Annotated in this window: 11 protein-coding genes; 3 read left to right on the forward strand and 8 right to left on the reverse strand. The window is 31.2% G+C overall.

Annotated features, from left to right (window positions below):
* Nucleotides 1-94: 94 nt before the first annotated feature.
* Together B5X47_RS09200 and B5X47_RS09205 are read left to right on the forward strand one after the other, a co-directional pair.
* Nucleotides 95-1387, forward strand: coding sequence for an MFS transporter (locus tag B5X47_RS09200; RefSeq protein ID WP_079589838.1), 1293 nt, complete (start codon nucleotides 95-97; stop codon nucleotides 1385-1387).
* Nucleotides 1348-2445, forward strand: a complete 1098-nt coding sequence (locus B5X47_RS09205; protein WP_079589839.1) for an ArsR/SmtB family transcription factor — start codon at nucleotides 1348-1350, stop codon at nucleotides 2443-2445. Before B5X47_RS09200 ends, B5X47_RS09205 begins: the two co-directional genes overlap by 40 nt.
* Before the next feature lie 59 nt (nucleotides 2446-2504).
* On the opposite strand, the gene B5X47_RS09210 is transcribed toward B5X47_RS09205, so the two are convergent.
* From B5X47_RS09210 to B5X47_RS09235, 6 genes are all read right to left on the reverse strand, one after another.
* Nucleotides 2505-5609, reverse strand: a complete 3105-nt coding sequence (locus B5X47_RS09210; protein ID WP_079589840.1) for a DUF3427 domain-containing protein — start codon at nucleotides 5607-5609, stop codon at nucleotides 2505-2507.
* 72 nt (nucleotides 5610-5681) lie between these two features.
* Nucleotides 5682-6212: a DUF4825 domain-containing protein gene (locus B5X47_RS09215; protein ID WP_079589841.1), complete on the reverse strand. Its 531-nt coding sequence runs from the start codon at nucleotides 6210-6212 to the stop codon at nucleotides 5682-5684.
* Nucleotides 6213-6248: 36 nt separating this feature from the next.
* A complete protein-coding gene (locus B5X47_RS09220; protein ID WP_079589842.1) occupies nucleotides 6249-6875 on the reverse strand; it encodes an MBL fold metallo-hydrolase in 627 nt (208 codons plus the stop codon).
* Nucleotides 6876-6913: 38 nt separating this feature from the next.
* Entirely contained in the window at nucleotides 6914-7369 is a 456-nt protein-coding gene (locus tag B5X47_RS09225) for an ASCH domain-containing protein (RefSeq protein ID WP_079589844.1), read from the reverse strand.
* Nucleotides 7370-7419: 50 nt separating this feature from the next.
* Entirely contained in the window at nucleotides 7420-8406 is a 987-nt protein-coding gene (locus B5X47_RS09230; RefSeq protein ID WP_079589845.1) for a helix-turn-helix domain-containing protein, read from the reverse strand.
* Between the two features lie 135 nt (nucleotides 8407-8541).
* A complete protein-coding gene (locus B5X47_RS09235; RefSeq protein WP_079589846.1) occupies nucleotides 8542-9105 on the reverse strand; it encodes an HD domain-containing protein in 564 nt (187 codons plus the stop codon).
* Between the two features lie 398 nt (nucleotides 9106-9503).
* Here B5X47_RS09235 and hisS point away from each other — a divergent pair, with 398 nt between their 5' ends.
* Nucleotides 9504-10796 (forward strand): histidine--tRNA ligase, encoded by a 1293-nt coding sequence (gene hisS / locus B5X47_RS09240; RefSeq protein WP_079589847.1) that lies wholly within the window; start codon nucleotides 9504-9506, stop codon nucleotides 10794-10796.
* 177 nt (nucleotides 10797-10973) lie between these two features.
* Here hisS and B5X47_RS09245 read toward each other — a convergent pair whose 3' ends face one another.
* On the reverse strand, nucleotides 10974-12065 hold the full coding sequence (locus tag B5X47_RS09245) for a putative NPN-dependent ornithine cyclodeaminase (protein ID WP_079589848.1): 1092 nt from the start codon (nucleotides 12063-12065) through the stop codon (nucleotides 10974-10976).
* Nucleotides 12066-12205: 140 nt separating this feature from the next.
* Nucleotides 12206-13219 (reverse strand): ADP-ribosylglycohydrolase family protein, encoded by a 1014-nt coding sequence (locus tag B5X47_RS09250; protein WP_079589850.1) that lies wholly within the window; start codon nucleotides 13217-13219, stop codon nucleotides 12206-12208.
* Nucleotides 13220-13230 lie beyond the last annotated feature (11 nt).

Genomic DNA, 13230 nt, shown 5'->3' on the forward strand with positions numbered 1-13230 from the left:
ATCAATTTACTTGACTTAGATATTTATCTAATTTAATATATAAATATCTAAATAATAATTATTTTATAGGTAAATATCTTATAGAGGTTTTGAGATGAATATTTTAAAAGAAAAAAACTTTAGAAATTTAATGATTGGAAAATTCAGTTCTCTATTAGGAAGTAATATGCAACAGTTTGCTTTATCCCTGTATGTATTATCCATCACAGGCTCTGCTCTTATATTTTCAAGTATGCTTGCAATTTCAATAATTCCTAGAATATTATTATCACCTGTAGGTGGAGTTTTTGGAGATTGGTTTGATCGGAAAAAAACTATAATAAGATTAGATTTAATTAACGGTTTTCTAATCGGAGGATTTGCTTTATACTTTTATATAAACGGTGGCATGAGTTTGATAAGTATCTATATTTTAGTTTTTTTATTAGAGATAGTTGAAATATTTTTTGACAGTGCCATGGGAGCAGTTATCCCTAGTATTATGCCAAAAGAAAGATTACTTGAAGCCAATAGTATTAAATCGATGATTGATAGTATTTCAAATATAGCATCTCCACTAATAGCATCTTCACTTTATGCTTTCTTCGGGATGCAGCTTCTATTGATAATTAATTCTATAAGCTTTATACTATCTGCAATTTTAGAAATGACTATAGAAATTCCAAAATATAATAAGGAGCCTGAAAAAGTAGATTTTAATAATTTTAAAAAGGATTTTATTTCAGGAATTACGGTTTTAAAAAAACATAAAATTTTAGTAAATATAATAGCCTTTGGTGTGTTTTTAAATTTTTCAATCGGTCCTCTTCTAAGTGTAGGATTGATATTTCTGTTCTTTAAAGTCTTGCATAGCACTGAGATTCAATATGGAGTACTCACTACCTGTATCGGAATATCCATGCTACTAGCTCCTGTAATAGTTGGAAAAAAAGCAAAGTCTATGGATATTGGCAAACTAGCAATTCAAACTTTTTTCGCCATAAGTATTATTATTTTACTAATTGCATTCTTTTCTAGTAATATTTTTATTAATTACTTTGATACAACGCTAGTCCCAATGTTAGCTATAGGCATCATGGTATGTATAGTAACCTTGCTTTCGACAATCGTAAATATTTCTTTAGGAACTCTTTTGCAGACTATAGTTCCTAGAGATTTTATAAGCAGAGTCGGATCAGTAATGAATTTAGGTCTACTTGCTTCAATCCCTTTGGGGCAGATTTTATTTGGATTATTAGTAGAAAAAGTATCTATTTCATTAACAATTATTTTTGTTGGGATTATAGTCCTGCTTGCCACTATATATTTTAAGAAGCCATTTATAACTAATGAACAAGAGGAGGAGTCATGCAATATAAATTTTTCGCCACTGAAAGCAAAATCATAGACTTAATTACTTTTCCAGAATGCTTAAGATTTTCAGAAAAAAAATCTAGAGATTTAGATATTGATTATTACAATGACTATATTTTAGAGGATACATTTGAGTACTATGAAGCCCTTGCAACTAAGCTGAAGCCTTTTGAAAAAGAAATTAACAGATTTTATTTTTCGAATTTATCTATGCCTGTTATGCTCACAAAGCTACATTCCTTTTTTGGCTATGATTCTGTTGATTCTTATCTTAACAAACTAAAAAGTCTTACTGAAGACGAGCTATTAAGAAGCTTTCTGTCAAAGATATACGCTAGCATTACTGAAAATGATAAGATTCTTCATGCAGAGGATATATACGATGAAGTTACTAAGTATATGAATGATAAAAATAAACAAATTGATTTACTAGAACAGCTTGATGCCAACGATGAAGAAAAATGGAAAATTTCTTCACTTCTTAGGCAGCCAAAAACCATGACCAATGAGTGGATTTCATTAATTGAAACTCTTATTCCATTATTTGAAAACGAATATAGACTTAAAGAATCTAAGATAATTGAATTTGGAAAATTTGTAGAAAAAAAGCTCAATGATTCAAATGGAGATGCTTTACCTACTATGACAGATAATTTACTCAATAAAAAGCTTCTTCCTAGTGGTAACATTCTCATATCCTTTATAAATTCATATGCTTTGGAAATTAATACTAGTGATAAAACGCCTTATCTAAGGTGGGGAATTGATGTTGAAGATTTTCTGGAGCTGATACAAAACGCAAAAGAAAACGAACTAAAGGATCGTGTGCTTTTATTCAAAAACCTAGGTGATAAAACTAGATATGAAGTTATAAAGCTCATAGCTCAAGGAGCTACATCCGCAAAAGAAATAGCAACTACGCTCAATGTCTCTCAAGCTACTATTTCTTACCATTTAAACAACCTTATTTCTTCAAAACTACTTATTTTAGAAAGAGATAACTCAAAGTATAGCCATAAAATAAATTTTGATATTTTAGAATCTGCCTACAAATCAATGATATCTGACTTTACTCCTAATCAAAACAAATAAAGCTCTATTCTATAAGATGAATGAAAAACTTTTATAGTCACAAAAAGCTACTTAAAAAATTAAATATTTACCACTTTGTTAGATGACCTTAAAATATTCATAGGCATTTTGTTTTCAAGCTTATATATGATACTAATTGGAGCTGAACCTTCATGTGAAACATAAGACGCAAGACCTAGACATTTAAAAGTCTCTGTCACTCCATATGAATCAGATTTTTCTTCTCTAACTAATAATAATACTCTACTTTTATTCTCATTCATATTTATGTATCTTCTTCCAGTTGCACTGTTTACAGTAGTTCTACTTTGTGATTGCCAGTGAAAAAGCTCTTCATTAATAGCATAATCTTCATACATAGTAGATTCTTTGAACAATTTATCAGATTTATTTAAAGTTATAAAAAATACATCGAGATTTAGCTCCTCTACATATTTAACTCCCTCTCTAAAAGGAGCTTTTTTGTCAGATGTATGAACGCCTAGGGCTGATAAAACTTGGTCTGTAGAATAAGAAGCATGTAACTCAAGTGGAACATCATCTGATATATTAATTATCTTTGGTAGATGGTCAATTTTACTTAAATTGTATTTTACTAAATCCTTTAATTCCTCATACAAAACCTTGTTTTGCTTCATACTTTGAAATACTTCTACAATATCTAGCTCTGGTTCATCTTGAAATATAGTATAATAAAGCATCAACAGTCTTCTCTTGTCTTTTTCAAGTAGAATTTTATCTGGACTAGCTAAAAATTCATCTAAAAAACTCAACCATCCATAATCATTAATCTTACTTACTTTCATAAAGGAAGATTTCAAAACCTTAATAATATCAAAAATAGATGAACTAGCTTCATATGAAGATGATAACTCTGATAGAGTCGATGCTTTATAAAGCATCTGAGGAGTTAAATTATAATGCTCTAGAAAATTAATAAGATTAAATGGCAAACTGCAAACCAAAGGAAAAGCATTTACCATTTGTTTTAATTTATTTTTGTTACAATATGAGCTAGATATATTATCAAGTATTATATCTCTTGCAACCTTTTCAAGCTGAATAAAGCAAGTTTTAGGCAAAGTTGGGAAATCCTGATTTATCTCTTTGTCAATTGAATGATGTAATCTCCCAATCATAGATTGAAACTTAACTTGATAATTATATTCCTTTCTGCCTTGTCCTATAAAATCAAGTACTGTAAGTACATCTTTGCTCTCATGTAACCTAAGCCCTCTCCCTAACTGCTGTATAAATACTGTTGCTGACTCTGTAGGTCTAAGAAATAAAACTGTATTAATCTGTGGTATATCTACGCCTTCATTATATAAATCCACAACAAAAATAAACTTTATATCACCAGATATAAGCTTATCCTTTGCTCCTCTTCTCACTTCATCACTAGAATCAGAATCTAACGAAATAGAAGAAATACCTTTTTCATTAAAACTTTTAGCCATATACCTAGCATGTTCTTTGCTCACACAAAAACCAAGACCTTTAATAGAATCTCTAGATGTAACATATCTATCAATAGCAGAAACAATGCCTATATCTCTAGCTAGATTTCCTATGTACTTATCACTCAATTCTAGAGTATCATATCTCCCATTTTGCCACTTAACACTACTCAAATCTACAGTCTCAGACACTCCAAAATAATGAAAAGGGCAAAGCAAATTTCGCTCTATCGCTTCTCTTAGTCTTATTTCATATGCGATTCTATGATTGAAAAATTCTAAAATATCCTCTCCATCAAGTCTTTCAGGTGTAGCTGTCAGCCCTAGCATAATCTTAGGTTCAAAATGACTTAGTATTTTCCTATATGAACTTGCAGTAGTGTGATGACTTTCATCTAGAACTATATAATCAAAATAATCACAAGCAAAGACCCTGTACTGCTCATTACTATTTAATGTCTGTATAGAAGCAAAAACATGATTAAAAATAGATGGTCTGTGGTTACCTACCCATAGCTCACCAAAATTTGCATCCTTTAACACCCCTCTAAATGCCATTAAACTCTGTGATAAAATCTCTTCTCTATGAGCTAGAAATAGAAGCTTTGCTGATGGATTATCTTTATAAAAATTCTTAAAATCAAAAGCAGAAACCATGGTTTTCCCTGTTCCTGTAGCTGCTACTATAAGATTATAATAAGAATTGTAAACCTCTCTTTCAATTTCCAATCTATCTAAAATTTCCTGCTGATATGCATAAGGAACTAAATCAAAGAAATATTCATTCGATTTCTCTTCGTGTTTTTCATTAGATAATGCATGTTTTAATTTCTGTACATCAAGTAAATTATCTGGATTGAAAACTTGAAATTCATTTAAATTCCAATAAGTTTCAAATGTAACCCTATACTTATTAATAATTTCTGCAGAAGTATATTCAGAGACTTTCATATTCCACTCTGTACCCTCACTTAGAGCAGCTTGAGATAAATTAGATGAGCCTATGTATGCAGTACTAAATCCAGTATTTCTATGGAAATAATATGCTTTTGCATGTAATCTAGTCCTATTAGTATCATAAGATACCTTAACTTCAGTATTTTGAAGCTTTGCGAGTTCTTGGATAGCTTTTAAATCTGATGCTCCCATATAGCTAGTAGTGATCACTCTTAATTTCTTTGATTTGGTATGCTCTTTCAAGTCATCATAAATCAGTCTAAGACCACTGAACTTTATAAACGATACTAACAAGTCAATACGGTCAGCCGAAGCTATTTCTCTCTTTAATTCAGCATATACTGGTGGCTCATGTATTGCTCCAGTAAATAAACTACTACTTGCTACAGATGTCTGTGGTAACCACTGCTTTATGTTGTCTTTAGCTGCAAGTTTATCCCCTATAGCCTTTAGCATATACTCTTCTGTTAATGAATATTTTTCTAGCTCAGATTCTTCGACTAATACACTTAAATTTTCAATTATTTTATTTGTAATCTCAATTTGCTTAGATAAATCATCATTATCGGACTTATAATGCCTCAGTCCCTTCTCTACAATCATCTTGATATATGACGCAATAATAGAGCCTGATGTACCAGGCTCTAATTTTTCTTTATAAATTGAATTTGAGTTAGCCTTTTGATTTAGCTCGTTTGATAGAATTTTATTAATCAAAGACTCATAAACCTCTATATTTTTCCCCATAATTATGCCCCTTTATATAAAGTTAGTGATTATTATTATATGTTAGTACTAACCTAGCACTATTTAATTAGGTCAAGAACCTCCAGGCATATAAACTTTTTCCATTAAAAAGTTTTCAAAAGTTTGCAGATTTACTGAGTATCCATACAAGTTATCTATATGGCTGTCTTGTATCTCTTTTCTATCGTAATGATGGACTTCAGGCTCTGCGTTACCATCTTTGGTCAATACAAAATCAATATAATCTACGTTTTCTATCAAGGAAAAAATAATTAGAGCATTATTGTAAAATTGATTTTTTAAATCTGAAATATTTACAGCTGAATCATCAATATTATATATAGCCTTTAGTCCGTATGGTTTATCAGATGTTGACAGCTCTATGCTAGTCTTATACTCAGAATATGGAAGTAGATTTAGTAATCCTGATATATTACTGCTGTCTCCTATATACTCAGATTTATGAGCATATAGCTTATCTGCATTAGTTTCTTCACTTGTATCAGTTTGTTTAGTTTTATCCATAATAAATATAAAGGTCATACTGATAATTAATATAATCAGCGCTACGATAATAGTCTTATTTGATTTATTTTGGTCCACAATTCTCACTCTCCTAATATGCAGAATTTCCAAAATCTACTTAAGATACATTATGCCTCTTCTTCTCAATTCTTTCATGCTAACTGAATTCCCATGCCCAGGATAAATAGTAATATCATCCTCCCATAGAGAAATTTTATTTGAGACTGATTTTTTCATAAGGTCTTCATTTCCACCTTCTAAATCAGTTCTTCCTAATCCATCTTCAAATAAAGTATCCCCAGTGAATGCTAGCTTTTGTAGCTTTGAATAAAGGCAAATCCCTCCTGGTGTATGTCCTGGAGTATGAATAGTCTCTAGATATATATCATCTGTTATATTTATTTTCGAACCTTCACTTAGTAAAACATCAGGAGTTATAGATATAGCTTTTCTTCCTAAAGTTTCAGTATGATTTATCTTTGGGTCCTGTAGACCTTTTAGCTCTTTTTTATGAGCATAAATAGGACAGTCAAAAGCCTTCTTTAACTCTAAAGCTGCTTCTATATGATCACAGTGATAATGCGTAAGTGCGATTGCTACAATCGATAAATTATTTCTTTGAACTTGCTTAATAATTCTACTGCTTTCACCACCTGGGTCAATTATTAGAGCCTTATTATCCTCACTTACAATATAGCAATTTGATTCATGCATTCCTATTACTAGCTTTTGTATTTGCATTTAATCCTCCTCGGTCAATTTAAACTTATGATAAAATATTAGTCTACTGGATATACTATTTGGAAAGTTTCAAAAATAACCTCTAACTCTTCATTAAATTCTATTCCTAGCTCTTTTGTTTCTTCTGTGAAGAAGTTAATATGACCTCTTCTCCAGTATTCTAGAGATTTATCTCCCTCTCCTTCTATCTGAGCATGTTCCTTTGTAATATCTTTAAATGGCAATATCTCAACTTTCTTAATCTCGATAATACATACCGCTTCAGAATCCCAATTTGTTATTACTATCAAATCTCCAATTTTAGGAATAGGCTCATTTTCAGCTTCAAATGATTTATAAAGTGATGCTGTTGCTCTTTTTATCCCTGATAGCGTAAGTTTTGCTAGTTCATTGGCATCAGCTTCATTGTTGCAAAAATGCCATGATTCGTAGGGTGTATTAATTGATTTTCCTGATATACTGATATAATTATCCCACATTTCTTTTACAGTCATTTTCTCACTCCCAATATAATTTAATATTATAAATTAATGAATATAGATTATCATTTCTTACTTTTTATAACTAAATTCGCAATAGCTGCAACAGCTCCAAATAATACCCCAGCTACTGGCCATATCATCCAGCTCTTATCCCATGCTCCATAGTAGAAGCTAATAAATAAATATAAAGCTGTAGTAAGGAGCCAGTATATTCCTGCAATGCTTCCAACTACTTTTGATTTTGCCTTTCCCTCTACAGAATACTCTCCTTCTTGAAGAAGCACATTAAAGCTGGACCATATAGTTCCTACTGTAACTAGCATGAAAACTCCAACAGCTACCATAAATAGTGTTCCTATGACCCCTATTCCATCTGTTAAATCTTTATCTGCAAATGATGATAATATTACTGGAAGCACTGAAAGTATACATAAAGTTACTCCTATAATATTGTACTTACTATATGTTTCTTTATATGCTTTCATTTTGGATTTAACCATACCTGATACACCATATTCAGTTTCTATAGGTTCCGTTTTTAGGTATTCAAAATCCTTGAATTTCATTCCAATACTTATAAATATAACAACTGCACTTGCTATTGTTATAAAAAATAATGTCAATGCAATTGCTTGTGATTGATTTTCAGAAAACGAAAATTGTTCAAACAAGTATAAATTTGATAGAGTTATAATTATAGCTGGTGACATTATACACATAGCAACTCCAAGAGCCATTTTATGAGCTATATTTTGAGTCAAATCCAAATATGAATTAGCCTCTTCCATTGATACATATCTCACACTCGACTCTTCGCTTTTGGATTCTTGCTCTACATATTCTTCTAGCTCTATACTATCCTTTAATAAATAATCTGTACTTACACCAAAAATTTCGCTTAGCTGAAGTATTTTATCCATACCAGGAACTGATTGAGCGCCTTCCCATTTTGATATAGATTGTCTAGATACATTCAATTTTTCTGCTAGGTCTTCTTGTGACCATCCACTTTTCTTTCTTAATAAAATAATTTTGTCCGCCAATATCATTATCCTTACCTCCTATATTGTTACATATCAAAATAATGTTTTCTTAGTTTAATAATAATATTTTGGGCAGTTGCACTCTACCAATTAGACTTTGTAATTTGTCAACTGGTAGTTGCAAGTAAGTAAAATAGCGGATTATAATTCAAGTACAGTATCAATTTCACACATTGCATTTAAAGCAAGCTCAGCAAATTCTTCAAATGAAATATCGAGAAGCTCTATTGATTTCATTGCCTCTCTATTTGCTCCAGCTGCAAATCTAGTTTCTTTCATGCGCTTTATTATAGATTTAACCTTTACACTTTTTATCTTTTTATCTGGGTATACTAGTGCGATAGCATTGATAAATCCAGTTATGGGATCAGCTGCGTACATTGCTCTTTCAAATGTACTTTCTATCTTACTTCCATTTGCTGGATTATGTGCCAAAATAGCTCTATACATCTGTTCATTTCCTATACCCTCTACCTTCATTACTTCCACAGTTTTCGGGCCATGAACTGACATATCACTTTCCCAGTCCACCAAATCATTGTCTAAATCATGTAATAGTCCAGCTATCCCCCAGTCATCAATTTTCTCTGGCTCTAGTTTCTCAGCTAACTTTCTCATTACAGCCTCCACTGCATAGCAATGTCTGATGATATGAGGGGTGGTAACATGTTTTTCTAATAGCTCTATAGCTTTTTCTCTTTGCATTTTCTATCCTGCTCCCTTAAATTTATTTTAAAAATTTATCTTCAATCCTAATAAGCTTTATTGACTTTGCCTCTAATTGACTAACTCCTTTAAATAATTTTTATTGATTTTTGGTTCCTATTGTTATATTATATAATAAATTTAGTAGAAATTATTCAAATAGTGTGATAAATTCATAAAACATTGAATGGAGAATTCAAATGACAAAGCAAATCCTATCACAATTAAATAAATTGCATCATCATCGCTAGAGGCTTGGTCTACTTCTGTAGATACAGGTCTATATCTGTTTGGACCTATATCTCCAGTGATGATAATAAATTAAGTTAGTTTATTATAAGCTATGTGAGATATACACTCACATAGCTTTTTTTAATATAAAAAAGGGGGAAATTTACATGAGTAAAAACTTTATTAAGCCGTCTATACTACCAGGATTTATGGAACTGCTTCCAAACGAGCAGAGAATATTTGATGATATCGCTACAAAAATATTGAAGGTATATGAAAAAAATGGCTGCTATCCTATTGATACACCAGTAATAGAAAAAGCTGATGTACTATTAGTAAAATCTGGAGGCGAGACAGAAAAGCAAGTTTATGCATTTCAAAAAGGAAAAAACGACCTTGCTCTTAGATTTGATTTAACTGTTCCATTTGCCAGATATGTAGCACAGCACATAAACGAATTAGAATTTCCATTCAAAAGATATCAGCTAGGGAAAGTCTATCGTGGCGAAAGAAATCAAAGAGGAAGATATAGAGAATTTTATCAGCTAGATATAGATGTAATCAATAAAGATAAGCTAAGTGTAGACAATGATGCTTGGGTGATTAGCTTAGCATCTCAAGCTTTCAAAGAAATAAAGCTTCCTAACTACAAATTCCAAATCAGCAATAGAAAAATACTCAGTGGAATATTTGAATATCTACAAATAGAAAATACATTTGAAACTATGAACTTAATTGATAAATACGATAAGATGCCAACAAATGAATTTCAAGCCGAATTAGAAAAGCTAATAGGAGAAGAAAAAAGCAATTTTATAAATAAAATTATGAGCATAAATGGTAGTTCAGCTCAAATTATAAATCAGCTTAAAGGTTTTGATATAAATGAAACCTATGCTGAGGGTGTAAATGAAATCGCTAGAGTAGTAAAAATGCTAGAAATTTTAAAAGTTGAGGAAAAAGAATATGATATAAACCTAAAAATCATTAGAGGCTTAGATTATTACACTGGTACAGTATTTGAAACAAAGCTCATAGGAAATGAAAGCTATGGCTCTATATGTTCTGGAGGAAGATATGACAACCTAGCTGAAAACTATACTGATACTGTTCTTCCTGGGGTTGGAATATCAATTGGATTAACTAGATTATTTTTCGTACTTCAAGAAATAGGCTTCATAGAAATCTATAATCTAAATAGAAGCGATGACTTCATTATACTTCCTCTAGGCGATACTATGGATTACTGCTCTATCATACTTGATAAGCTACTAGCTAACGGTTCTAGAGCTTCGATATATTTTGATGATGCTTCACTTAAGAAAAAACTTAAATACGCAAACAACTTAAAAATCCAAAATGTAATTATAGTAGGCGAGGAAGAAGTAAAAAATAAAATAGTGAAAATTAAAGATATGGTATCTGGAGAAGAAAAAATAATAAAAATTGATGACTTATAAAAAGTCTACATTAATAACATTCAAAATTCCTTATTAATTTTTTTAATTTTAACCTAATTCAAAAAAACTAAAAAAGTGCATTTAGAGAATCTACAATTTTAAACTATCTAAAATTAGTAATTCGCTAAATGCACTATATTGTAAACTAACTATATAAAACCAGGATAGTCGCTTAACTTATTTAGTCAGATTGGTATTTAATTTTTCCAAGAAATCTTGGACATTTGTAACCATCGTAACAACCTCTAGGCTACCTCTATCCTTTAATTTATTTACTGCAAACTCAGAAATATCAATAGTGTAAAAATTAACTGGTCTTATTTTATCTTTCTCAACTCTATATGATGGTGTCATATTCCCTATCGCTATAGTATGAAGTTGAGTAGCTAAGCATATCACAGTAGTAGCTTTATTTACATGCTTTCTCATCTCATCTTGAAATTCATATACATCAGCTATAACAATTGGAAGAGGTCCATCATCTCTTATAGATCCCCCTAAAACAAGAGGAACATCGTTTTTTACACATGAATATATTATTCCTTCATTAATATTCTCTTGCTTTATCAATTCCTCAATAGAACCAGCTTTACTTGCTTTGTTTAGTACATCCAGATGATTATAGTGACCATCTTTTACAGACTCCTGAGTATATATATGCTGTCCTAGAGCTGTCTGAAATAATGCACCTTCTAAATCATGAGTTGCTATAGCATTTCCTCCTATGAGAACATTAGCATAGCCGTTGTCAATCAAGCTGGACATAGCTTCTCTAGCTCCCTTAGAAAAAACAGCAGCCGGTCCTAAAACCCAAACAATATATCCATTTTCTTTCTCATATTTCAATAGCTCATACAGTTCTTCATAATCTTTAGTATAAGATGTTTCTCTAGATCTACCTGCCCTAAAACAAAATGCATCATTAGTACATGGGTTATTGTCTTCAAAACATTCAAAATGTACATAAATTCCCTCACTAGCATCTTCAGTTCTTCCAACAATCACCTTGTCCTCAGTTTTTAATCTTCTGAACTCAACGATATCAATTGAGTTATCTTCTCTTAGTACTGGTACACAGTCCATTCTGCTTTCTTCTGCCAAAATCCACTTACCATCTATTTTAAAATATTCGGGATATATCGACATCGCATGATAGTTATCGGGCGCTACTCTGTCCTTTTCTACTAGTTCATACTTAGCATTTTGCGCATTTTTGAATAAATCATCATTAAAATCTACTTCCTTATACTTCCTTAACTCGTAACTCATCTGAAAACCTCCATTAAACTGTTTGAATACTAGTTTAACACCAACACAAAAAGGTTTCAAATTTATATATATAATTTTTTTTATATATAAGAATGCTCATTACAACTGCTATTAGTTTTTATAAATAAAAAGACAAATCATTAATTACTACTCTTATTAAGCAGTTCATTTGCTAATCTAAGTAATACATCCTTTAACTCTACACTTTCCATCCACTTCATAGGGATTTTGCCAAGCCCTAAATAAGCTCCCAAGATGTTTCTTGTAATAGACCCTGTACTATCACTATCACCATCGTGGTTCACTGAAGCTATAAGACCTTTTTCAAAATCATTGCTATATTTAAGTGAAAAATATACTGAAATTCCTAAAGCTTCTTCTCCTACCCATCCTTCACCTAGCTCTGAAATGGCTTCTTCATCACTTACATTAGATTTTGCTAATTCAAGTGCTTTTACTAATATATCCGAGCATTCCTTATGGTTATCGTAATTTATTAGCTCAGCTATAGTCTCATTTATTGCTAGTTCAATTTCATTTCCTTCAATTAATGAAGCTATTAAAAAAGCAAAAGCTCCTGCTGAAAGATATCCAGATGGATGACCATGTGTAATCGCTGCAAACTCAGCTCCCATAACAAAAGCCTTTTCTTTTTCATAATAAAGCCCAACTGGAGCAACCCTCATAATCCCTCCGCAGCCTTTGCTGTTATTAATTGGATTATTAATAGAGCCTTGTTTTTTACTAGAGAGTGCTGATAGACATGTGTTTCCTGGAGCTCTTCTAGCATTTAGCTCTACTTTATTCAATAACCACCCATCATATATATGCTCATACTCTTTAACCTTGGTATATCCCTGTGTGATAAGCCATCTCTGATATGAGTAATAAACTGATAAAGCTTCATCACAGATTTGTTGATTATTAAGAACACTATCAGCTCTTAATATCCCCTCTGCTGTAAATATAGTCATCTGAGTATCATCTGTAATTTCAGCTTTTCCTGATGAAGATATTACTAAATCATGAATCCCTTCTTTACCATATTTACCTTTAATCTGACTATATCTCATAAATTCAACTGGCCATCCTAGAGCATCTCCTATAGCTCCACCTATTAAGCATCCTTGAAAATATTCGCTTTTTCTTTTCATAGCTGAATACT

This window comes from Acetoanaerobium noterae, assembly GCF_900168025.1.
Lineage (GTDB): Bacteria > Bacillota > Clostridia > Peptostreptococcales > Filifactoraceae > Acetoanaerobium > Acetoanaerobium noterae.

Excerpts from the sequence above, each read along its gene's own strand:
- B5X47_RS09200 (WP_079589838.1), top strand. The coding sequence starts at position 95 with ATGAATATTTTAAAAGAAAAAAACTTTAGAAATTTAATGATTGGAAAA.
- B5X47_RS09205 (WP_079589839.1), top strand. The coding sequence starts at position 1,348 with ATGCAATATAAATTTTTCGCCACTGAAAGCAAAATCATAGACTTAATT.
- B5X47_RS09210 (WP_079589840.1), bottom strand. The coding sequence starts at position 5,609 with ATGGGGAAAAATATAGAGGTTTATGAGTCTTTGATTAATAAAATTCTA.
- B5X47_RS09220 (WP_079589842.1), bottom strand. The coding sequence starts at position 6,875 with ATGCAAATACAAAAGCTAGTAATAGGAATGCATGAATCAAATTGCTAT.
- B5X47_RS09225 (WP_079589844.1), bottom strand. The coding sequence starts at position 7,369 with ATGACTGTAAAAGAAATGTGGGATAATTATATCAGTATATCAGGAAAA.
- B5X47_RS09230 (WP_079589845.1), bottom strand. The coding sequence starts at position 8,406 with ATGATATTGGCGGACAAAATTATTTTATTAAGAAAGAAAAGTGGATGG.
- B5X47_RS09235 (WP_079589846.1), bottom strand. The coding sequence starts at position 9,105 with ATGCAAAGAGAAAAAGCTATAGAGCTATTAGAAAAACATGTTACCACC.
- hisS (WP_079589847.1), top strand. The coding sequence starts at position 9,504 with ATGAGTAAAAACTTTATTAAGCCGTCTATACTACCAGGATTTATGGAA.
- B5X47_RS09245 (WP_079589848.1), bottom strand. The coding sequence starts at position 12,065 with ATGAGTTACGAGTTAAGGAAGTATAAGGAAGTAGATTTTAATGATGAT.
- B5X47_RS09250 (WP_079589850.1), bottom strand. The coding sequence starts at position 13,219 with ATGAAAAGAAAAAGCGAATATTTTCAAGGATGCTTAATAGGTGGAGCT.